General features: G+C 46.0%; 23 protein-coding genes and 1 pseudogene. 11 read left to right on the forward strand and 13 right to left on the reverse strand.

The features are described 5' to 3' along the window. Positions 1–42: 42 nt before the first annotated feature. From CHL76_RS08210 to CHL76_RS08225, 5 genes and pseudogenes are all read left to right on the forward strand, one after another. Positions 43–1,092, forward strand: coding sequence for an EAL domain-containing protein (locus CHL76_RS08210; protein ID WP_079475209.1), 1,050 nt, complete (start codon positions 43–45; stop codon positions 1,090–1,092). A 360-nt stretch (positions 1,093–1,452) separates the two neighbouring features. Further along, complete coding sequence (locus CHL76_RS17460; RefSeq protein ID WP_371862260.1) at positions 1,453–1,575, forward strand: hypothetical protein; 123 nt, start codon at positions 1,453–1,455, stop codon at positions 1,573–1,575. Between the two features lie 77 nt (positions 1,576–1,652). Then, positions 1,653–2,025, forward strand: a pseudogene (locus tag CHL76_RS08215) (aminotransferase class III-fold pyridoxal phosphate-dependent enzyme); the annotation flags it as partial. A 17-nt stretch (positions 2,026–2,042) separates the two neighbouring features. Beyond that, entirely contained in the window at positions 2,043–3,590 is a 1,548-nt protein-coding gene (pruA, locus tag CHL76_RS08220) for an L-glutamate gamma-semialdehyde dehydrogenase (RefSeq protein ID WP_094908283.1), read from the forward strand. A 182-nt stretch (positions 3,591–3,772) separates the two neighbouring features. Further along, positions 3,773–5,005: a dicarboxylate/amino acid:cation symporter gene (locus CHL76_RS08225; RefSeq protein WP_233133283.1), complete on the forward strand. Its 1,233-nt coding sequence runs from the start codon at positions 3,773–3,775 to the stop codon at positions 5,003–5,005. 39 nt (positions 5,006–5,044) lie between these two features. Here CHL76_RS08225 and CHL76_RS08230 read toward each other — a convergent pair whose 3' ends face one another. From CHL76_RS08230 to CHL76_RS08240, 3 genes are all read right to left on the reverse strand, one after another. After that, entirely contained in the window at positions 5,045–5,368 is a 324-nt protein-coding gene (locus tag CHL76_RS08230) for a 2Fe-2S iron-sulfur cluster-binding protein (RefSeq protein WP_079475207.1), read from the reverse strand. Positions 5,369–5,473: 105 nt separating this feature from the next. After that, complete coding sequence (locus CHL76_RS08235) at positions 5,474–5,779, reverse strand: hypothetical protein (protein WP_094908284.1); 306 nt, start codon at positions 5,777–5,779, stop codon at positions 5,474–5,476. A gap of 11 nt (positions 5,780–5,790) precedes the next feature. Continuing rightward, positions 5,791–6,381, reverse strand: a complete 591-nt coding sequence (locus tag CHL76_RS08240; protein ID WP_079475205.1) for a protein-L-isoaspartate(D-aspartate) O-methyltransferase — start codon at positions 6,379–6,381, stop codon at positions 5,791–5,793. Between the two features lie 201 nt (positions 6,382–6,582). Between CHL76_RS08240 and trxA the strand changes: the two genes are divergently transcribed. Further along, positions 6,583–6,897: a thioredoxin gene (gene trxA, locus CHL76_RS08245; RefSeq protein WP_022794304.1), complete on the forward strand. Its 315-nt coding sequence runs from the start codon at positions 6,583–6,585 to the stop codon at positions 6,895–6,897. Positions 6,898–6,948: 51 nt separating this feature from the next. Here trxA and CHL76_RS08250 read toward each other — a convergent pair whose 3' ends face one another. Continuing rightward, positions 6,949–7,911 (reverse strand): bile acid:sodium symporter family protein, encoded by a 963-nt coding sequence (locus CHL76_RS08250; RefSeq protein ID WP_079475204.1) that lies wholly within the window; start codon positions 7,909–7,911, stop codon positions 6,949–6,951. A 239-nt stretch (positions 7,912–8,150) separates the two neighbouring features. On the opposite strand from CHL76_RS08250, the gene CHL76_RS08255 reads away from it, so the two are divergent. Next, complete coding sequence (locus CHL76_RS08255) at positions 8,151–8,879, forward strand: YwaF family protein (RefSeq protein ID WP_094908285.1); 729 nt, start codon at positions 8,151–8,153, stop codon at positions 8,877–8,879. A gap of 11 nt (positions 8,880–8,890) precedes the next feature. Here CHL76_RS08255 and CHL76_RS08260 read toward each other — a convergent pair whose 3' ends face one another. Then, positions 8,891–10,309, reverse strand: a complete 1,419-nt coding sequence (locus CHL76_RS08260) for a phospholipase D family protein (protein WP_158219113.1) — start codon at positions 10,307–10,309, stop codon at positions 8,891–8,893. A 757-nt stretch (positions 10,310–11,066) separates the two neighbouring features. On the opposite strand from CHL76_RS08260, the gene CHL76_RS08265 reads away from it, so the two are divergent. After that, positions 11,067–12,050, forward strand: coding sequence for a C40 family peptidase (locus CHL76_RS08265; RefSeq protein WP_094908287.1), 984 nt, complete (start codon positions 11,067–11,069; stop codon positions 12,048–12,050). A gap of 76 nt (positions 12,051–12,126) precedes the next feature. Here the strand turns inward: CHL76_RS08265 and CHL76_RS08270 are convergent, their stop codons facing one another. Next, the gene (locus CHL76_RS08270; protein ID WP_079475200.1) at positions 12,127–12,975 is read right to left on the reverse strand and encodes a Cof-type HAD-IIB family hydrolase; all 849 of its coding nucleotides are present in this window, start codon (positions 12,973–12,975) and stop codon (positions 12,127–12,129) included. Positions 12,976–13,156: 181 nt separating this feature from the next. Here CHL76_RS08270 and CHL76_RS08275 point away from each other — a divergent pair, with 181 nt between their 5' ends. Beyond that, on the forward strand, positions 13,157–13,600 hold the full coding sequence (locus CHL76_RS08275; protein WP_094908288.1) for an ASCH domain-containing protein: 444 nt from the start codon (positions 13,157–13,159) through the stop codon (positions 13,598–13,600). Positions 13,601–13,645: 45 nt separating this feature from the next. Here CHL76_RS08275 and CHL76_RS08280 read toward each other — a convergent pair whose 3' ends face one another. Beyond that, positions 13,646–13,933, reverse strand: a complete 288-nt coding sequence (locus CHL76_RS08280) for a putative quinol monooxygenase (RefSeq protein WP_094908289.1) — start codon at positions 13,931–13,933, stop codon at positions 13,646–13,648. Between the two features lie 174 nt (positions 13,934–14,107). Between CHL76_RS08280 and CHL76_RS08285 the strand changes: the two genes are divergently transcribed. Together CHL76_RS08285 and CHL76_RS08290 are read left to right on the forward strand one after the other, a co-directional pair. Continuing rightward, a complete protein-coding gene (locus CHL76_RS08285; RefSeq protein WP_094908290.1) occupies positions 14,108–15,781 on the forward strand; it encodes a M20/M25/M40 family metallo-hydrolase in 1,674 nt (557 codons plus the stop codon). Between the two features lie 85 nt (positions 15,782–15,866). Further along, positions 15,867–16,370: a VOC family protein gene (locus tag CHL76_RS08290; RefSeq protein ID WP_079475196.1), complete on the forward strand. Its 504-nt coding sequence runs from the start codon at positions 15,867–15,869 to the stop codon at positions 16,368–16,370. A 41-nt stretch (positions 16,371–16,411) separates the two neighbouring features. On the opposite strand, the gene CHL76_RS08295 is transcribed toward CHL76_RS08290, so the two are convergent. The 6 genes from CHL76_RS08295 to CHL76_RS08315 form a co-directional block, all read right to left on the reverse strand. After that, entirely contained in the window at positions 16,412–17,803 is a 1,392-nt protein-coding gene (locus tag CHL76_RS08295) for a methyl-accepting chemotaxis protein (RefSeq protein ID WP_158219114.1), read from the reverse strand. After that, complete coding sequence (locus CHL76_RS17000; RefSeq protein ID WP_158219115.1) at positions 17,730–18,113, reverse strand: hypothetical protein; 384 nt, start codon at positions 18,111–18,113, stop codon at positions 17,730–17,732. Before CHL76_RS17000 ends, CHL76_RS08295 begins: the two co-directional genes overlap by 74 nt. Positions 18,114–18,256: 143 nt before the next feature. After that, positions 18,257–18,784: a cupin domain-containing protein gene (locus CHL76_RS08300; RefSeq protein WP_094908292.1), complete on the reverse strand. Its 528-nt coding sequence runs from the start codon at positions 18,782–18,784 to the stop codon at positions 18,257–18,259. Positions 18,785–18,803: 19 nt separating this feature from the next. Next, positions 18,804–19,673: an SDR family oxidoreductase gene (locus CHL76_RS08305; RefSeq protein ID WP_079475195.1), complete on the reverse strand. Its 870-nt coding sequence runs from the start codon at positions 19,671–19,673 to the stop codon at positions 18,804–18,806. 142 nt (positions 19,674–19,815) lie between these two features. Continuing rightward, a complete protein-coding gene (locus CHL76_RS08310) occupies positions 19,816–20,772 on the reverse strand; it encodes a calcium/sodium antiporter (RefSeq protein ID WP_094908293.1) in 957 nt (318 codons plus the stop codon). A 90-nt stretch (positions 20,773–20,862) separates the two neighbouring features. After that, positions 20,863–21,594 carry a hypothetical protein gene (locus CHL76_RS08315; RefSeq protein ID WP_094908294.1) on the reverse strand — a complete coding sequence of 244 codons (732 nt, stop codon included), beginning with the start codon at positions 21,592–21,594 and terminating at the stop codon, positions 20,863–20,865. Between the last annotated feature and the right edge of the window lie 458 nt (positions 21,595–22,052).

The raw sequence follows: 22,052 nt of genomic DNA on the forward strand, positions 1-22,052 counted from the left end.
GAGCTTTACAAGCGTACGTTTTGAATAGGAGGATGTAAGATCATGAATCAATGCTCCAACTGTACGGCCCTGCCTGATCTGGAATCTTCCGGGTATCTCGTATTCTCCCATAAGTCGTTTAAGGTGCTTCGTGATCTCCATGGCCGCCTGCTGCAAAGCGGCTATATTTCCTATATGCAGGGTACAACACTTCATTATGGCTACTCTGCTGTCCAGAAACTAGGCCCCTTTCTTGATTTCATTGAACGTGTATTCCCTGGCGACCCGGCAGATTTACAGGGAACCTGGACAGGGAAAGACCAGCAATCCCACGCGAATATGATTAATTTCCATCAACTGAAAGAACGGCTGACCCGTCCTTCGTTTATGACGATTATTAACGAGCAGCAATTCACTCACCACATGCAGCCGATTATCCAGCTGAGTACCGATAAGGTGATGGGGTACGAATTCCTTATGCGGCCGAAGATTGATGCTACTCAGTTCCAGCCGGACCAGCTGTTTTCTTTTTCCCAGCAGAGCGGCCTTCAACCGCTTCTGGACCACCGGTCACGCATCGCATCCATTACCACAAGCGCCAAACATCTAAAGCCTGGCATTAAACGTTTTATTAACTTTTTGCCTTCTTCGGTTTACGACCCGGACCACTGTCTTCTTTCCACATTTGTCAAAATAAGGGGACTAGGCATTTCTATGAAGGACATTGTGTTTGAAGTAGTGGAAACAGAAAAATTTGATAACCTTAGTCACTTGCTCCGTATTTTTCAGACCTTTAACTCGCGCGGTGCACGTGTTGCTCTAGACGATCTTGGAGCAGGCTACTCCACAATTGACGTTATGGAAGAATTGCAGCCGCACTACGTAAAAATCGACCGTTCGCTGGTAGATCATTGCGACCAGGACATTAAAAAACAGCAGCGGCTGGAGAAAATTGTTTCACGAGCAGGAAAATACAGGATTACCACACTGGCGGAAGGAATTGAACGGCCTGAAGAATTAACCTGTGTCCGTGAATTGGGCTTCGGTTTAGCACAAGGGTATTTACTTGGAAAACCAAAAGCGGTGCCTGATGCTCCAACGCTTTTCAGCTAATTAGAATAAAAATGGTTTATTACCCGGGAAATATAAAAGGACCGAAGCTGAAAAGCCGGTCCTTTTTACTGTGTTTTTTTATTTTGCCAAACCGCTTTTAACGAATGAATAGACTCAGCCCAAAGGTTCACAGGCAGACACATAGCAGCAGACACAAGCTATACCTGAGCGTCATTTTCATTAATTGCTACATTTGAACTTTCAAAAAAGTGCAAAAAAATTAGTCACTGAGCGCAAAATTTCTTTCATTTCTTTCATTTCTTTCCTTTTTTAACCGGCACTTCCCCGCTATAACCCTTTGCTAGTGTTGGCATAGTTTTTGCAACCTTTACGGTAACCTTACTTTAAGAGTGGGTATGTATGTCAGAAACAATGTCTTCGAGGCAGATTATCGATCAGAACGATAAACACGGTGCCCATAATTACACACCGCTTCCCATCGTTATTACTGAAGCGGAAGGCGTATGGGTGAACGATCCGTAAGGCCGCTCCTATATCGATATGCTGAGTGCTTATTCGGCTGTCAATCAGGAACACCGCCATCCTAAAATTATTCAGGTATCTTCACCCCGGGAGCCCACGACTCTGCATTTAGCGGCCTCCCTCTGGCCTGCGCAGTAGTGATTGCTTCTCTGGAAGTGATCGAAGAGCAGCAGCTTGCCTCCCCGTTCACTCGAACTCGGAGAGTATTTTAAACGAAGGCTTGCTGCTATCACAAACCCTCATATTAAAGAAGTAAGAGGCAGAGGGCTGTTTATCGGCATCGAGCTCGACATTCCGGCGCGTGCCTGCTGTGAGCAGTTAAAAGAAAAAGGAATTCTCTGTAAAGAAACACATGAAACTGTTATCCGTTTCGCCCCGCCGCTCGTTATTTCAAAGGAGGATCTCGACTGGGCGGCTGAACGAATTGAAAAAGTACTTGCTGAACTTTAATAATAGGAGGCTTTTACATGTATACCACCTACCATCATGAACCCTTCACCGATTTCACCGATGAACAGAACCGCCAGGCATTTGCGGACGCGATCAAGGACGTCGACAAACAGCTTGGCCAGGACTACCCGCTGATTATTGGCGGCGAGCGGATCATCACGGGCGAAAAGCTGGCGTCCACCAACCCGGCCAATAAAAAGGAAGTGGTCGGCCGGGTCTCCAAAGCCAATCCCGCCCTGATTAATCAGGCCTTCGAGGCGGCCAGCAAAGCGTTTCGGTCCTGGCGGACGACCAGTGCCGATGCCCGGGCGGAAGTGATGTTCCGGGCCGCCGCCACCATGCGCCGCCGGAAGCATGAACTCTCGGCCACGCTCGTCAAAGAGGGCGGCAAACCCTGGAAGGAAGCCGATGCGGATGTGGCCGAAGCCATTGATTTCGTGGAATATTATGCCCGCCAGATGCTCGAGCTGAAAAACGGCAAACCCATCAACAGCCGCGAGGGAGAATACAACCAGTACATCTACCAGCCGCTCGGGGTGGCGGTGACGATTCCCCCATGGAATTTCGCCTGCGCGATCATGGTGGGCACCACGGTCGCCCCGCTGGTGACGGGCAATACCGTTTTGTTAAAGCCGGCCGAGCCGACCCCGGTGATCGCGGCGAAGTTTGTCGACATTTTGATCGAATCCGGCGTGCCGGACGGCGTCATTAACTTCGTCCCCGGGGACCCCGAAGCCATCGGCGACCACCTCGTCGATCATCCCCAAACCGCGCTGATCAGCTTTACCGGCTCCCGGGCCACCGGCACACGCCTGTATCAAAAAGCCGCCGCCATTCAGGAGGGCCAGCAGCACCTGAAGCGGGTCATTGTGGAAATGGGCGGCAAGGATACGGTGGTCGTCGACAGCGACGCGGATCTTGATACGGCCGCGGAAGCCATTATCGCGTCCGCCTATGGCTTTTCCGGCCAGAAATGCTCGGCCGGCTCCCGGGTCGTCGCGCACCGGGACGTGTACGAGGACGTCCTGCGCAAGGTGGAACAACAGGCGAAAGCATTGGTGGTCGGAGATCCGGCGTCCTATGCGACCTACATGGGCCCGGTCATCAACCAGAAAGCCTTTGACAAAATCACCGGCTATATCGAGATCGGCAAACAGGAGGGCCGGCTGGTGGCCGGCGGAACAAGCGACGATTCCAACGGATACTTCATTGATCCGACCATCTTTGCCGACGTGGACCCGAACGCCCGTCTGATGCAGGAGGAAATCTTCGGCCCGGTCGTGGCGTTTACGAAAGCCTCTTCCTACGAAGAAGCCATCGACATTGCCAACAATACGGAGTACGGCTTAACCGGGGCCGTCATTTCCAATACCATCGACCATTTGGAATACGCCAAGCTCCATTTCCACGTCGGCAACCTGTATTTCAACCGCAACTGCACCGGCGCCATCGTCGGCTATCATCCCTTTGGCGGCTTTAAAATGTCCGGCACCGATGCCAAGGCCGGCGGCCCGGATTACCTGATCCAGCACATGCATCCAAAAACAATCAGTCAGATGCTTTAATATTGCTGTCGGTAATGTAGTATATTTTTACAAAGGAGTTTTCCCCAAGGAGGGAGAACTCCTTTTTATCGTTGCTCTCTTCTCTTGTCCTGAGCGTTCATTTTGACAATAGCGTCTGTTTCCTTTAGTTTTATCATGTTGATTAAACCGATAAGAATTCATTAATAAAGGAGGTCCAGCTGTTGAAACACTTGATGAAGCGTTACTTTGATGTGTCACTGATTGCCAAAATTACCACCGCCCTTATTGCTGGCATCGCTGTAGGGTTTATTTTCGGTGAAGATGCCGCCGTGCTCGCCCCTGTCGGCGACCTTATGCTTCGACTGCTTCAGTTTATTATAGTTCCACTGATTTTATTTACGCTGATTGTAGGGGTTAACCAGACTACGGTCGGCGGCCTCGGCCGGATGGGAGGCAAAGTATTCATTTATTATCTTCTTACCTCTGCTATAGCAATCGTGGTGGGCACCTCTGTCGCGAGCCTTTTCAACCCTGGCACCGGTACTACACTGGATGGGAGCGAAAGCTTTCAAACTCCTGATAATCCCGGGGTCACAGAGGTTATATTAAATATCGTCCCGGATAATATTGCCGTAGCTTTTACGGAAATGAACCTTTTAGGAATTATTTTTACCGCCTTTGCTTTCGGCATTGCTTTAACCTCTCTGCGTTCATCATCAACCTATAAAGAGATGGGAGAGCGTCTGTACCGCGGAGCAGAAGCCCTAAACGAGCTTACGCTCACCGTTATGAAAGGCATTTTACAGTTTATACCGTTCGGCATCTTTGCCATTATCGCTGAAATTGTAGGCAGCCAGGGAGCAAACACACTTCTCTCCCTTGGTAATTTTATACTCGTGCTGTACATTGCCCTTGCGGTGCAGCTTGGCCTTTATATTGTCTTTCTTTTAGCCGCCAAAACTAATCTCGGTGCCTTCTTCCGGGAAGCGCGCACTCCGATGCTTACGGCCTTTGTCACCCAGAGCAGCTCAGGTACGCTCCCTCTCACATTAAACGCTGCCCGTGACCTTGGGTTAAAGCAGAGCCTCTACGGCTTCAGCCTGCCTCTTGGAGCGACAATTAACATGGACGGTGCCGCCATCCGGGTCGCTGTTTCCGCCGTTTTCGCAGCAAACGTTGTAGGTGAGCCGCTCAGCTTTGTTGCTATTCTTCAAATTGTAATTGTCGGTACTCTGGCAACGGTCGGTACTGCAGGGGTTCCCGGCGCCGGCATTATTATGATTGCCACAGTATTTTCTCAGGTCGGCCTTCCGATGGAGGCAGTAGCGCTTTTAACCGCTGTTGATGTACTTGTCGGCATGGGAGCAACTGCTTTAAATGTCACCGGAGACCTCGTTGGAACAACACTGATTAATAAAACAGAAAAAACAGGCAGCACCACTGCTGAAAAATGACAAAAAGCCGCGGCCTCTTAATGAGACCGCGGCTTTTTGTTAATCCACCGGGCGCCTTCCCGGCTCCATATCAGAATTGGAGGCCGTCATGACTGGCGTTACCGTCAGGTCGGAATACACCCGGTTTTGACAGGAGAGTCTGATATTTTCATCGGTAATGTCTTTGTTTTCGAGAACCGCGGCTTCCGGAGCTTCCTTTGGTCCAAGCTCCCCTTCATTCACCTCGCACCTGCAGGTAGTGCATCTGGCATTCCCACCGCAGCGGTGCAAAATGTCGACGCCATTATCTTCAAGCGCAAGTACAAGTTTCTTTCCTTCTTCCACTTCAAATGAACCGTATCCTTTTACATGAATCGTTGGCATATTGATCCCCCTTGTAAAATGAAATGCACGTAAAGCGTAACACTTGAGTGTTTTATTGTATAACTGTTCTCAATGAAAAGGGCAGTAGAGGGCTGGGGCTTATTACTATGAGCTACTGTCTTTTTCTAATGGCACAGCTTTTATAACAGTTAATAAACCGATCATCACTATAACTAATAAAACGAAATTGCAAATAAAGGTCAGCCAAAAATCTTCAACTACAGTGGTTATTAAAGCAGATAACGAAATAGCGGCAGCGATTATCACAAAAGTCCAATTCTGTGTGCTCCAGGAAAGAAGGTATCCATGCCCACAGCAAGGACAGGCTATTTTCTCATTCAGCTGCTTAAATAGAAATTTTTTGATTGGTATTATTTTTTTGCAATAATTACATCTTCTATTTTCTTTCATCTTTATTCTCCTTATGCCTCCTCATCTTCCTCGAGCGGCACAAATGCTACATATTCGACTATGGTGGAATTCACTTCTCCCTGACTATTTTTTTCAACGAGCAGCAGTTCCTGCCCCATACGGCCGCCTACGGGCACCATCATTTTTCCGGGAGCTGCCAGCTGCGCCACTAAGGAATCCGGCACAGTTTCAGCTGCCGCTGTCACCATAATGCGGTCGTAAGGCGCATGCTCTGCCCATCCTTTGCTCCCGTCGCCCAGCCGGAAATTAATGTTCGTAAACCCTGCTTCCTTAAGACGCGTCTGGGCCCTTTCCTGCAGCGGCGGGATTCGTTCGACCGTATAGACATGGTCTGAAAATGCTGCTAATAGTGCCGTCTGGTAGCCGGAACCGGTGCCAATCTCAAGAACCCGGGAGGACGGATTCACGTCCAGCTCCAGCGTCATTTTTAACACGAGTGACGGCTGGGAAATCGTTTGTCCGTGCCCAATCGATAAAGCCTGGTCCCAATTAGCAAGGGGTTTGTCTGTATCCATATAAAAGCTGCGATCCATGGTCCGAAAATAGTTTCTTATCTCTTTATCCCTATCATTTTTCGACATAAGCCTTCTCCTTTCTTATTATTTTCCGAATGCTGGCTATTTAGAGTTTTGCTATTAATATTCTTTTCCCGTCTCTTTTCTTTTCCATTCCTTTCCCTTGAAAAAATCGAATGAACCAAGCATACTTTTAGACAAATAGGGTTATTCGTACTACGATTACTCTATACTCGCAATGAGGCGAAATGAAGGAGGCACTCTTAAATGGCTATTGTACACGTATCAGACCAGGATTTTTCCCAACAAATTTCCGAAGGGGTCGTTCTAACTGACTTTTGGGCACCTTGGTGCGGACCCTGCAAAATGATTGCTCCGGTTCTCGAAGAAATTAACGAAGAAATCGGCGATAACGTCAAAATTGCTAAATTAAACGTGGATGAAAATCAGGAAACTGCCGGTAAATACGGTGTTATGAGCATCCCGACGCTCATGATTTTCAAGGACGGCGAAATGGTAGAACAAATCGTCGGCTTCCAGCCAAAGGATCAGCTCCAGGGTCTGCTTGAAAAACACATGTAATTTTTCTTTATTAAAAATCCCACGCTCACAGCGAGCGCGGGATTTTTTCTTTTACTTATAGTGCTCCCATTCCTTTTCCTGGATCGCTTCATTCTTTCTTTGGCTTTTTCTTCCCCACCAGGATACAAGCAACGGACCGGAAATATTATGCCAGACGGAGAAAACAGCGCTCGGGAGCGCAGCGAGCGGCGTGAAGTGGACCGTAGCCAGCTGGGTGCCAAGTCCCGAATTTTGCATTCCGACTTCAATTGACACCGCCCGGCGTTTTGTTTCATCCAGGCCAACCATTTTCGCCGTGCCGTAGCCGAGAGCCAACCCAAAGCTATTATGGAGCACTACCGCCACAAAGACTAACAACCCTGTCGCAGCAATATTTTCCTGATTTGCTCCAACAACTCCAGCTACAATAGCAATAATGGCTGTCATAGATACAACCGGAAGTACCTGGACGCTTTTTTCCACGGTTTGTGGAAACAGTTGTTTAATAAATAAACCAAGGGCAATAGGTATGATAATCACCTGAAAAATGGATAAAAACATTGCCAGAGGATCCACCGGCAGCCACTCATCGGCAAGCACTAAAAGAGCAAGCGGTGTCAGAAGCGGCGCAAGCAGTGTCGAGACGGTCGTCATAGCAACCGATACCGGAAGATCCCCTTTCGCGAGATACACCATAACGTTTGATGCCGTTCCGCCCGGACACGCGCCTACAAGAACGAGACCTGCCGCTATTTCGGGAGGAAGCTGCAGAATAAGGGCAATAATAAAGGCCGCAAGCGGCATGATCACAAACTGCGCAATGACCCCGGTCAGTACTGGAAGGGGCTTTTTTGCCACAATGCGGAAATCGGACAGGTTCAGCGTAAGTCCCATTCCAAACATTATGATTCCAAGTAAAATAGTTATGTATCCAGTAATCCCTACAAATACATCCGGCAGCAGATAAGCAATAAATGCAACAATTAAAACAAAAACAGCAAAATATTTATTTACGAATATATTCAGGCTGTTCATTCTCCCACTCCTTTATTTTCTCTAAATTATGAAATATTTAGCATTTTAACGCTATTGTATTTATATTTCAATGCTTTAACGGGAAAAAGAAAGTGGACAGCTTTGTTTTCTTCTATATATTACTTCATTGAATCTGGCTCTTATTAAAAGCCATCTGTTTGAAATTGAGAATCTTTGGGCACGTTTTGCCAACACATTTATACTATAATGGAAAGAAATTTGTTAGGAGGCGGTTAAGTATGTGGTGGTGGAATTTCAATCATGATGGCCCGGCTTTCGAGTCTTTTGGCATCGACCAGTTAATGGTGTGGCTCTGTCTTGCACTCGCCTGCTTCAGCATAATTCTTTTTCAAAAATACCTCCGCCGCTCGCCCTTAGCCAGCCAGACAATTAAGTGGCTCATTGTTTTCATTTTCCTGCTCGGCCAGCTGTCTCTGCAGCTTTTTTATATTACCAACGGCATCTGGGATCCACGTTTTTCGCTGCCGCTTAAGGTCAGCGACCTGGCCTGGATAGCGGTCGTTATTATGCTTATAACCGGCAGCCGTTTTTGGACTGCCTTCGCGTTTTATGCCGGTACCTCCAGTGCTTTACTTACTATAGTATTTCCAGATATAGAAAGGTACGGTTTTCCTCATTTCCGATTTCTTCACTTTTTTATTACGCATGCACTGATTGTCGTGGGAGTTGCTTATCAGGTGGTTGTACGGCGCGTCTTTATCTCTTTTCGTTCTTTGTTTACCGTTTGGGGAGCTCTGAACGTTGCTGCTGCTTTGGTATTTTTGGTAAATCTCTATTTCGGCGGCAACTACATGTATTTAATGGAAAAGCCGGCATCTCCTTCGCCGTATGATTTCTTTGGTCCATGGCCGTACTATTTACTCACGCTTCAAGCAATTGCATTGGCTGCATTTGTATGCCTGTATGCAGCCTACCGCTTCATCCTGAAGAAATTTCTGCTTTTTTAATTTTCTTGTGCTTAAAACGAAGACATCCCACTCCACTCCTGCAGCCGGTAACGCCAATAAAGAAGATGGGAACTATTTTTATACTTTCTGTAATCCAGCGTATGTGTGCCATCGGAATTATTCCACAACCGTTGATAATAATTTCGCACTTCTTCTACAGCCTCCGAGTCATTACTGCCGGTAATAACCATATCGGTTTCTAAATTGTAATTGTCCAAATTTCTTCTCGTCATATTCGCCGAGCCGCCAATTACTACTGTCTCCTGCTCTTTTTCCATCATCATCATTTTGGCATGATATTGTACTTCCTGAGCATGATACCACCGGATATTAATATGGCCATTTGATTTCTCCACGAGCTCGTAAGCTGCCGGCTGATTAGGAATGCCTATTTTTTCGTTCCCAAAAGCCTCTTCATTAATATCCAAAATAATATTAATGTCGGCTCCCCGGCCTGCCGCGTCGATGAGTGCTTCAATGACATCACGGTCCGCTAAATAAAACATCCCCATGCGTAATTTTTCTCCCGGGGAGAGGTCGTGGATTTCCCTCAGCACACGCTCTTTGATTTTACGTTCCGTTAAAAGCTGCACTTTATACTCTCCAGTGCCCTGGGGCACCTCCACTTTAGAGATAAAAGAGTCAAATCTTTCTCCTGAACGGCCTGCCATTTCCGCTACCGCTTTTTCCGTTTTCAACAAATCCTTCAGTACAGCGCCCCTGACTTCAAATCCTGTGTTCGCATGATACCCACTGGCATCATGAGGATTCGCTGAAGTGACCATGCCTGCCTTCTCTGTAATCAGCGTTTTCCGGTGATTGGCTTTAAAATTTAAAATTTCTAAATAAGAATGAATTGTCACATCCGGAGCATCGCTGCTGAAGAAGTTAGGAAGCCACCCTCTTCCATGGTTGTCGAACCACTGCACAAAGATCCGGTAAAACCACGAGTATATCGGATTCGAATCTCTTAGAGCAGTCAGTTCTGTGAAAATAACTTCAATACCGTTTTCTTCGAACCGCTGAAAATGTTCCGGCATATAAGCTCCGTAAAAGGTGTTCACCGGGTCTGTTAAAACTATTATTTCTATATTAGGATCCGATTCTTTTTTTTGGATTAAAGCTTCCGACAGACGCCTCGTCAATGGCGGAAAATCCGCTTCTGCATCCTGCTCGCTGTTAAAATAGAACATATCCATTACGATAAACTGTTCTGCTTCTTCAATGGTCTCTATTGCTTTATCGAATATTTCTTGCTCTACTATTTTTGATTCCGCAGAGGACAGGTAGGTATGGTCTTCAAGAAAACGAACATGGGCTGTGTGGTACTCTTCGCCCTCATAAGAGACATTCGCAGGCAGAGGTTTATTATTTCCATAAACAGCAATCACAATGGCAGCTGAAATAATACCAAATAAAGCGGCCAGCATCCACTTCCTTCTAAGATATTCTCTTTGAAATATCTTCGGGATTTTCTTTTCCATAACAGTGCCCCTTCAATGGTTGTGTCTTTCTGCTTTTTTCTTCACCCAAAGTAACGGACGCCACTGCTCTCTCCGTTTCAAACCATCCTGATAGTGCCCTATTCCCGCTGGATTTAATTAGTAAAATTTTGATCTCATTATGCTTCACAAAATTCACCTGAATAGTCACTGAGTTATTGCAGCAAAATATGTATAATTGAAACTTATTATGATTTATTATTTTATATTACAAAATTGTTACAAGTATATTACTGTTAACCTTCAAAGGAACTACTCATTACCCTTAATATTTGAATAGAAAACATCCTATTTCAGTTCACTGCCATTTTTATACATAGTCTTTTTTACCTAAATGACAGCTTTTTTAATCTTTTATCAAATATTCAAACTATTAATAATTTATTTAGATTTTATTGCTTAAATTATTTCAATAACGCTTTCATGAAAGTATTTTTATTAAAACTATATTACAAAACTTCCACGTTATTGAATTGTTTTTCACATTCTTATAGAATTGGATTTGTAGAAAAACACATACTAAAGACTCACAAAAATACATTTAGGAGGTGCAGCTTCACTTCGCTTTATCCATCAATCTGTCTGCCATTTACACTTATAAAATCTAGTATTCCCATCGAAAAACTTATCATTATACTCCTACATATATAAGACAGCGGATAGCAAATGCAAGTGAACATACATAATGAAAAAATATTTATTTGGAACAGCAGTAACAGCAGGAGTACTATTCGCAGGCCCCCAGGCTGCGGATGCAGCAATCAACGACCATGGTTCTTTATCCTACGGGGACGTAAATTCTTCTGTAAATGACCTGCAGGAAGCATTAAAAGAAGAGGGGTATTTTGAAGGATACACCGGCTCCCGCTTCGGCCCTAAAACATTGCAGGCTGTAAAAGATTTCCAATCAGCAGAAGGAATTTCATCACCAGCCGGTAACTATTATGGAGTAGCAGGACCTTCGACCCAGAGCGCGCTAATGGATATAATTGGCTCTAGTTCATCCTCAAACACCTCGGGCAGTTCGGGCTCCACTTCCATTGGAAGCCATGGCTCTTTGTCCTACGGTGATGTGAATTCTTCCGTAAACGCCCTGCAAAAGAAATTAAAGGAGCATGGCTTTTTCGAAGGGTACACTGGCTCCCGCTTTGGTCCTAAAACGCTCCAGGCTGTTAAGGATTTTCAGTCAGCAACAGGCATCTCTTCTCCGGCTGGAAACTACTACGGTGTAGCAGGACCGTCCACGCAGAGCGCCCTGATGGATTACGACGGGTCTTCTTCAAACGATGATGAACTGGTAGGAGGCCTCTCCACTGGCACTGGCTCAGACATTGTCAGCACTGCGAAGCAGTATTTGGGAACCCCTTATGTTTGGGGCGGCGAGTCGCCAAGCGGTTTCGATTGCAGTGGATTTGTTAATTACGTATTTGATAAACACGGCAAGAGCATGCCTCGTACTGTGGCATCTATTTACCGTGCAAGCACAAAAGTATCCAGCCCGTCCGTAGGAGACATTGTTTTCTTTGATACAAGAGGCGGCGCTTCTCACGCTGGTATTTATATGGGAGATAACAAATTCATTCACGCAGGTGCTTCCACCGGCGTTACTATCTCAAGCATGAACAGTTCCTACTGGGCTCCGCGTTACATGGGAGCAGGCGAAATTTAAACAATCTTAGCAAAAAAGCCAGGAGCTCCTCTAATGAGGACTGCTGGCTTCTTCTGTATTTTCGCTTCCGGTTTATTTACAAGTAATGTTCGAGCGCATAGGCGACACCGTTTTCTATATAGCTTTTGGTCACATGATCCCCGGCCTCTATCACTTCTTCCACCGCGTTTCCCATGGCAATGCTTGTACCGGCAACATCAAACATGGATAAATCATTCAAATTGTCTCCAATCGCCGCTGTATTTTCGAGCGGCACGCCCATTTCTTCAGCCATACGCCGCAGCGCATATCCTTTGCTGACGCTTTGATGCGCGATCTCAAGCTTTGTAATGCCAGAGGAGGTCAAAGAGACATCTGTACGCGGCTCCAGCCGCTCCCGAAGCTCTTTTAATTTTTTCTGATCGAAGGACAACACGAATATTTTATAAATTTCTGCAGTTGCCGGATCCACATCCCGGTAGTCTTTCATATAGCCCGTGCCGTGCTGGGCATATTGGATGCCCATTTCTTCCTCTGACCATGCTTCTGTTACTTCTCCGCCTTCTTCCTGTATCTTCTGCACTTCTGTCCTGAGCCTGTCTTTGCCGCCTTCAAGTAGTATAACTCCCTGATTCGTATATATCTCGTAATACCATCCTTCATTTTCAAGCTCGGGAAGCAATTCATTGGTGATCCCTTCTGGCATAACGAGCTGGTCAATACTCTCTCCGTCTTGATAGGTCCAGGCCCCGTTTCCGACCATCATCGGACAGTCCAGGCCAGCAAGTTTTAAAATATCTTCCGTATCCTGCAGTGATCTTCCTGAGCAGACGGCTACTATATCTCCTTTTTTCTGTGCGGCCTTTATCGCTTTTACATTTTCTGAACTAATGGAACGATCTTTTTTAATAAGTGTTCCGTCTAAATCAACAGCTATTAGCTTCATTTCTGGTTTCCTCCTATGGTAGTAACGATATGAACCTTACTTATTTACTTTTATCATAAACTTTTGCCGATGTCGCGAATAAATTTCCAGCAGGAGCCCATGAATATGCTATTCCAAGTTATATAACCTGTGGAAGTATGTTTTAATAAAAGAAAGACCATCATAGAAACGGGGAATTGCAATGAACCAGGCAGCGGATACTTATTGGAAACATTTTTGGCAGCAGCGAAACGAAGCCCCTCCCGAACAGGTAACAGCATGGTCCTTTGGCGTGGACCCCGACGAGCTTGCTGAGCTCGTCGTTTCCGGCGTCAAAACGGCTACATGTTCTGCTTACATGTTCTATGAGATAGAAAACGAACCCCTCCCTTCTATAGGAGATTACAGCATCATTTTAAACAAAGCTGGCGATCCTGTGTGTATTATTCAAACCACCAGTGTCAAAATTATGCCGATGAACGAAGTCCCTGAAGAATTTGCCGAAGCTGAGGGGGAAGGCGACCGTTCATACGAATATTGGTGGAATGCGCACGAACAATTTTTCACGGAAGCACTCGAAGAAGTTGGGGAAATATTCCGGGAGGATATGACAGTCGTCTGTGAACGGTTCGAAGTAGTGAAATAAGGAAGGCTCTATGAAAAAGAAGCTGCCTGCAAGCAGCCTCTTTTTCTATTCTACCGATTGTAATTTATACACTTCTCTTGAAACAACAAGGTCCTCTGTATTTTTGCGGTAGGCCTGGTAATGTTCGGTCTGAATATGCTGTTGAACAGCTTCTTCATCTTCCCACTTTTCTGAAAAGATAAATACTCCGTCCTGCGCCTCCGATTCATACAAAACATATTCAATGCATCCCGCTTCTTCCCGCGACGGAGGCAGGGCCTTCTTAAGCTCTGCTTTTAAAGCTTCTTCTTTTCCGGGCTCTGCCTGCAAAAATGCTTTAATGGTTACAGTCATTCATCTTCCTCCTTTATAAATTAATTATACGGCGTTACGTTCTTTTAATGCACGCTTCACGATTCCACATAATAAAGCAGCCACAGACAGAAAAATTCACTTCTTTGCTTACTTTGGCATATCCATACAGTAGAATAAGGAACAACAGCAATTATTGAGGCGGGGTGATCAGCAGTGTACGAGAAATTACAGTCTCTTACAACGGCAGAACAGGCGGAATATATTACCGAATACCTGGTGGAATGGAACAGCGTGAATGCTTCAGATGGGGAGGTGTCTATTGTCCGGGAGCTGCACCGCATTCTGCAGACCTTTCCTTATTTTCAGCAGTATCCGGACCGTGCCTGGATAGAACCGATTCCCGGAGACCCTCACGGACGCCAGAATGTGTTTGCCTTTATCAAAGGACCCTCCTCTTCAGCGCAGACGGTTCTTTATCATTCCCATATCGATACCGTAGGAATTGAAGATTATGGAAATATTAAGCATCTGGCCTGCTCTCCGAAAGAACTGCTTTCTTATTTTCAAAGCTACGCCAATGATCTTGAAGCGCAGGCAGATGCAAAAAGCGGAGACTGGATGTTCGGACGCGGATCCGTGGATATGAAAAGCGGTATCGCCGTGCATTTAGTAAATCTGCTTTATTTTTCTGAGCATACCGAGGAGCTTAATGGCAATATTCTGCTTTTATTAAATCCAGATGAAGAAAGCGAGCACTGCGGCCTTATCGGCGCCCTTCCTGTTCTTCGTGATTTGAAGCGTTCCCACGACCTTCAGTACCTTCTCGCAATTAATAACGACTTTATCGCTCCTCTATACGAAGGAGATACAACAAAATACATTTATACAGGGACTGCTGGAAAACTGCTGCCTGCCTTTTTTGTCTTTGGGCGTGAAGTCCATGTTGGCGATACGCTTGCTGGTGTAGATCCTAACTTCGTTGCTGCCAAACTGACAGAACGTATTCACAATAATTATGATTTAACCGAACATATCCCTGGAGAGCTGATTCTTCCTCCTACTTGTCTGTATCAGCGCGATACAAAAGAAAGCTATACTGTTCAGACCGCTTCAGGAAGCCGGCTTTATTTCAATTACTTTTTATACGAAACCACCGCCGAGCAGGTGACCGGACAAATGCTTCAGGCAGCGCGCCAGGCAGCGGAAGAAGCAGAGCAGTACTTTGCTGCTCAATATGACAGATACATTGAGGTTACCGGCATGCCTCCGAAAAATATTTCCTGGGAAATAGACGTTAAAACATATGAACACTACCGCCTTGAGCTCGAACAAAAGGGCCTTGATACACAAACAGCCATTCAAAAAAGGCTTTCTGAAACCACCGGCATGGATCTCCGGCTTCGAAGCTTTGAATTAGTGCATGCCCTGCGTGAGCTTGATCCGGATAAAACACCGCAGATCATTTTCTTTTACGCTCCTCCATTTCTCCCCCACAATTATTTAACGGAGAACAACCGCCGGCACCGGAAGATGAAGGCCTCCCTTTCTGCCATCCTGCAGGAAGCCTCGGCCGTTACCAAGGAAACATTTGAGATGCGTAACTTCTTTCCCTATTTGTCCGACGGCAGCTTTTTATCTATCCAGGAGTCGGATGCAGAGCTGCAGCCGCTTCTGAAAAATTTACCCGAGGGGGAGACACTTTATCCTGTACCGGTAGATGCGATAAAACAACTGAACATCTCCTCCATTAACATGGGTGTGTACGGAAAGGATGGCCATAAATGGACCGAGCGGGTCTACAAGCCTTATTCCTTTCACGTGCTTCCCCGCTTAATTCGCAACACCACTACTCGTGTCCTGCATGAGTACGCCGCTGTAAAAGAATAAAAGTGGTGCTGTTTAATAACGCAATTGAGAAGAAATACCGCCTCCTGCTTTGCAGTATGATGAGTGTATAAGGAGGCGAAAAGTAATGGCCCAAATCCAAAAAATCACGCCCAGCCTTTGGTTCAGTTATAATGCTGAGGAAGCGGCATACTTCTATACCGGTATTTTTCCTGAATCCAAAGTGAAACGAACAGCCTATTACGGAAAAGAAGGCCGTGACATTCACGGTATGCCCGAAGGCACCGTTCTGACAATTGAATTCGATTTGGCCGGCCAGGAATTTGTCGCTTTAAACGGTGGGAACCAGCCATTTACCTTTGATGAGTCGATTTCATTTATCGTCAGCTGCATCGACCAGGAGGAAGTGGATTACTACTGGGCACACCTTTCTGCCGGAGGAGACGAAAAGGCGCAGGTGTGTGGGTGGTTGAAGGACAAATACGGCGTTTCCTGGCAGGTCGTCCCTGAAGTACTAAGCAGGTACTTGACCGATGCTGACCCTGCCAAAGCTGCAAATGTAATGAAGGTAATGCTTCAGATGAAAAAAATAGATATTTCCGCTTTGCAAAAGGCTTATGAAAATGCATAAAAGCACCAGGAGTTTAAAATCCGGTGCTTTTTTTGCAGATGTTAAATCTTGAATGAGCGTACGGACCGCCCAAGCTCCTCTGCCATGTGAGCAAGGGTGTTCGATGCAGAGGATATCTCTTCCATCGAAGCATTCTGCTCTTCAGAGGAAGCTGCGACACTTTGTGTATGCTCCGTGGACTGATCGGCAATGTCAGCGACAGTCTGGACAGTTTGCATCAGCGCTTCTGTCCGGTGCGTCATCTGGTCTACCGCTGCTGACGATTCTTCAAGCTGGCCAGCGATATCTTTGGCCGACATTGAAATCGACTGAAAGGCTGACTCCGCCTCTCTTACCTGACGGATGCCTCCCTCCACGGCTTCTCTCCCATCCTCCATAGACGTGGCCGATTCCTCGATATCTCCCTGGATATCCTTAATCAGTGAACCAATCTGGCTTGCAGAACTGCCGGACTGTTCCGCAAGCTTTCGAACTTCCTCAGCCACCACCGCAAAGCCCTGACCGCTTTCTCCGGCGCGCGCAGCTTCAATAGCTGCGTTTAACGCGAGCAAATTGGTCTGGTTGGCGATATTGGTAATTAACGAAATAATATCGTTTATCTGCCCGGATTTGTTCTCGAGCTGATGAATAAACATGGCAGTATGGTTTGTTTTATCCTGAATCAATGACATCTGGCCAAGCGTCTTCTGAATAACCTGCGAACCGTTTTCTGCCATTTCGACGTTTGCCGAAGAAGATTCATTGATTGCCTGAATATTTTTTGATATACGCTCCATTCCCCCTGAAAGGTCAGCGACTAGTGATTTTGTTTCTCCCATGCTCCGGGCCTGATTTTCTGCTCCGCTCGACACCTCCTGCACTGCCCGGGCTACTTCATCAGCCGCTGAGCTTGTTTCCTCCGCACTCGCACTGAATTGTTCGGAGGAGGCCGCGACCTGCTCGGACGTATCCAGAATCTGCTTTATCAATGCGTTCAGGCTTTCCCGCATTTGATTGTATCCCGCTGTTAGACGGCCAATCTCATCTTCTGAAGGGTCAGAGAGCTCCGTGGTAAAATCCCCCTGACCAGCTGCTGTCAGAGCCTCAGTAATCCGCCCGAGCCTTCTCGACATTCTGCGTGAGAAGAAAAACACACCTCCCATCGCCGTAATACCGGCGGCCACTAGAGCAATCAAGAATGTAACCAGAGCATTCCCGGTGATTTCATCAAGTATTTCCTGCGAAGCTCCTACGTACCACATGCCAATAGGCTCTCCCGCTTCGTTGTAAATAGGTTCATAGGCTGTTTGATAGCTTGTTCCCACTACGTCTGCTTTTCCTGTATACATCGCTTCGTCCTGCAATACCGTCTCTACCACTTCATCTGAAGCCTGGGTTCCGACAGCACGTTCTCCGTCGAGCATTACGTTGGTTGTCACACGTGTATCGTTCATAAAAATTGTTACTGTGCCCCCGGTCATCTCCCCCGACAAAATCAACAATTTCCGTATTTCCACTGATGGTCGTCCCTCCTTTCATCAGATTTCCATCTTCGATACGCCACTGACCGGGGTATTCACTGTTTATGTATTCATATCCTAAATTTAAATCGGAAACTGCTTTTTCTACAGCCGTTTCCTCCACACCCTTTTTTATCTGGTCAAACGTAATAAAACCAATTACAATAGAAAAACCAATCAGAACTGCAGCCATAAGCATGTTCAGCTTTGTGCCAAGCGTAAGCTTTTGTATTAACCTTTTCACCCTTCTCCTCCTTTAATCGATGTCTTACTATTACTATCGTAATAATCAGCACATGATTAATAGAAAAAATGGATTTTTATGGATTAACAGAAAAATAAAATCCCTCCAAACCAAACGGCTGGAGGGATAGATATTGCGTTCGTTTAAATATCTTTATGCGTGAAAATATCGTGCTCATCAGTGCTCGTAGAAGAGTATTCCGCGGTAACAGCCCCCTCTTCGCCTGCCTGAAACCAATGCTTTGTGTTTGGAGGGATGGTGTATTGATCCCCTGCGGTCAGTATCACTTCGTGTGCTGCTGTAAACTGGTCCCTGTCCCGTTCCGGGGGATGCGCCTTAGGATTTGAAGTCGCTTCTCCCTCCACATACAAATAGACCGTTCCAAACTTGCAGCGGAATGTTTCCTGCTTGCCCGGGTCTCCTGATTCCACTGGCGGATGAAGGTGTTCCGGGCACGTCTGGCGCGGAAAAAGCACCCATTCTTTGGCACAGTACCGCTCCGTATTAATATACATAAACAACTGCAGACCCAGGTCATCCAGGCGTCCGAGACCGAAATCATTAACCTGGATCTCCCGGATTTCTTCGTCTTTCAGCGTAATATCTGCCAAGCGGAAGTATTCGTTTACCTTTCTTTGAACTTCAATTTCTGTTAAATCATTCAGCTTCATATGACTCCTCCTGTTCTTCTTAAGATGACGTGTACATTCCGCCGTTCACGTGAATACACTGGCCGGTCATATAGGAACCTTCGTCTGATGCAAGCAGAACGTAAGGCCCCATCAGCTCCGACGGTTGGCCCGGGCGCCCCATCGGCGCCGTAGTTCCAAATTCCGCTACTGAATCTTCATCAAAGGTCGAAGGGATTAACGGTGTCCAGATTGGCCCCGGTGCCACCATATTCACCCGTATGCCTTTACCGACGAGATTGGCTGCCATGCTTCGGGTAAAGCCGTTAATGGCTCCTTTGGTAGACGTGTAGTCAATCAGATTCGGGTTGCCTGTGTACGGATTAATAGAAGTAGTGTTAATGATGGAACTTCCTTCTTTTAAATGCGGAATTGCAAATTTGGTCATATGAAAGACCGAGTATAAATTGGTTTTGAACGTCTTATCCCACTGTTCCAGAGAGATGTCCTGTAAATCGCTCGTGGGAAACTGAATCGCGGAATTATTTACCAGGATGTCGAGTTTGCCGAACTCATTCACTGTCTTTTCAATTAACGATTTACACGTTTCTTCCTCCGAAACATCCCCGGGCAGCAGCAGGGCCTGCACGCCTTCGTTTTCAATCAGTTTTTTCGTTTCATCGGCGTCGCTCTGCTCTTCGTCAAGATAATTAATAACTACATGAGCGCCTTCTTTTGCGTAGGCAATCGCCACCGCACGGCCGATTCCGCTGTCACCACCGGTGATCAGCGCCACCCGGTCTTTCAGCTTTTCGCTTCCTTTATAATCGAGCGGCTGGATCGGGAGAGGCTCCATTTTTGATTCAATACCTGGCTGCTCGGGCTGGGTCTGCTTTGGCTGGCCATTTTGCTGCTGTTTATTAATATCCATTTATTTCATTGCCCCTTTTCTTATTAGAGTAATACTTCTTTTAGTTACCTGATATTGGGAAACAATAAACATATGTAACCGGATGCACTTGATAATAGTACAAAAAAACTGCCCGAAGACCCGGGCAGTTCAATAACTACATTTAGTTTCGCAGTATAATATAGATCAGGTAAATAATATATGCCGCCGCAAGAACGCCGCCTTCCCGGCGGCCGATTCTGAAATTGGTTCTCGAAAAAACGAGCAGCAGCAATGTCAGGATAATCATAAGCGAGATATCCATAAATATTTTGCTTTCTACAGCAAGCGGCGAAATGACAGAAGCGGCACCAAGAACAAAGAAAATATTAAAAATATTACTGCCGACAATATTGCCGATCGCTATGTCTGTTTCTTTTTTTACTGCGGCTGTAATTGATGTAATCAACTCCGGCAGTGAAGTCCCAATGGCCACGATCGTAAGACCGACAAGAGTCTCGCTCATGCCAAACGAAAGCGCAATCTCAGTTGCACTGTCAACCACCAGGTCGCCGCCAAAGATAATAGCCGCAAGTCCTCCTACTGTCAGCAGAATGTTTTTTGTCCAGGGCGCAGCCGGAGCATTCGTCTTGTCGTTTAGCTGCGCGGCCCGATTTCTGCGTGCCACTTCAAATATATAATATAGAAATACAGTAAAAAACAGCAGAAACACAAAGCCATCACTGCGCGTAATTACATTTTCACTAAGTGCCTGAAGAGCCGTGTCACTCATTAAAATAAAAAGTGCTACTCCCGCAAGCAGTGTAAATGGAATCTCTTTTCTCACTGTTTCATTTTCAACAGCGAGCGGGGCGATTAATGCCGTTACACCGATTACAAGCGTGATGTTGAAAATATTACTTCCAATTACATTTCCGAGGGCTACGCCCGCGCTGCCATCCAAAGCAGCAAGAATACTCACCGTCGCTTCTGGAGAGCTTGTTCCGAAAGCAACAATCGTCAGCCCGATTAAAAGAGGGGAAACCTTTAAATTGCCAGCAATTTTTGAGGCGCCATCCACAAAAAAATCGGCTCCTTTAATCAAGAGTGCAAAACCAATGAGTAAAAACAAATACGCCAACCGCTTCACCCTCACTTTAACGACTTGATAAAAACCTACTGTATTGTCTGGCAGGAATTTTCTGCTCTGTCCTCCGGACGCAGGCTGCTTTTATTTTCCTGGAAAAAGGCGTTCCATTTCTTCATTCCATTTTTCATACCGAAAAGCTTCTTCCCCTTCAGCTTCCATCATATCAAATGCCTCCGTCACATTCTCAGGAAATACATTGTTGACCACATAATACTCGAGCAGCTCGGCGTCCAGGCCGTAATAGTACTCTTCCGCTGCAAAACTCAGCTGATCCGAGTAGTCCAGCAGCTCTGTCAGCGTATACTGATACGACGGCTGAAATTGTTCATAGCCCTGCGGCTCGTACAGGAGTTTCTGTGCTTTGTTTAAAGCTGCATCGAGGGACAGTAATTCTTCATTCGCCCGGCGCCAATATTCCGGGTTATTATTTTGATTTAATCCCGCCAGTGCTTCCATGGTCGACGATAGCTGCACACTAATATATTCCATTGCCTGTATGATTTCCTTCTCATATGCTTTAGCCATTTCCGATTTATTCAAAGCCGCTGATTCTACAGCAGCAGTTTTAATGGTCTCTTGTTCACTTCTTTTTTGGCGAAGCTCTGCCGTTTCTGCTTCCGGTTTTTCTTCCAGGGACGCTGAGGCGTCCTGCTGAATTAAGTAATACATGCCTGAACCGCCCATCAGAAGTCCCGCTGTCATTATAACCCCAACGATTTTACCTTTTACTGCGATCAGCAAAACAATGCTGAGTGCAACTAACATGAAGCCAATGGCCGTACCAACGACCGGCAGTATTGAGGTTATTTCCACAGTGCTTCCTCCTGAATATGATATTTTCCAGTCAAACAACGCCTGGACCGTTCCCTGTATTGCATTCACAGCAATAGTTTAAGTGCTGCGATCAATCTTTATTATACTCAACACCGCTGGAATTTCCTACAATTTATATTTGCTCATTCAAAACTATTTATGGATAATATATCTATTTATTCTTTGATATATTTTAAATTAATTCTAGCTTTATGCCGCGTTCTATAGCGACAACGAAAACCATAATTGAAAAGCTGATACAGATAACGCTGCTAGCACGAGCGGTTAAACAAAAAACCCACGCCCGATTACTGAACTGACCCAAAGAAATGAGACAAGAAAAAACACCTATGCGGCCGCCGTCCGGAATTCCACCGGACTGTGGTCGTTTCATTTGGTAAATGGTCGTATGTAATTGTAATAATACATGTACGAATCGACTTTTTCGACTATAATAG

The organism is Marinococcus halophilus, assembly GCF_002265875.1.
Taxonomy (GTDB): domain Bacteria; phylum Bacillota; class Bacilli; order Bacillales; family Marinococcaceae; genus Marinococcus; species Marinococcus halophilus.